Annotated in this window: 1 protein-coding gene; it reads right to left on the reverse strand. The window is 30.3% G+C overall.

Translation table 11 applies throughout. From position 1 onward, the window contains the following. On the reverse strand, window positions 1–264 hold a 264-nt coding region (locus tag RYX56_RS23100), incomplete at both ends, for an FGGY family carbohydrate kinase (RefSeq protein WP_317124222.1).

The raw sequence follows: 264 nt of genomic DNA on the forward strand, positions 1-264 counted from the left end.
TTTCATATAACTTGTAAGTGATACCATCTTCGTATAAATTATATATATATTCTTGACCTCTTGAATCAAACCATGTTATGGCTGGACCAATCACTTGATTCTCCTCATTAATTAGGACACCTGATTCCCCCACACTAGCAATAGATATTCCTAAAACCTCTTCTTTATTTTTTACTTCTGAACAAATTTCTTTTATATCTGCTTTTAATTCATTCCAAATACGTTCAGTTTCAAAATCTATCTCATCGTTCCTTTCTATTTTAA

Origin of the sequence: Alkalihalophilus lindianensis (genome assembly GCF_032843265.1) — a bacterium.
In the GTDB taxonomy this organism is placed as follows: domain Bacteria; phylum Bacillota; class Bacilli; order Bacillales; family Bacillaceae_D; genus Alkalihalophilus; species Alkalihalophilus lindianensis.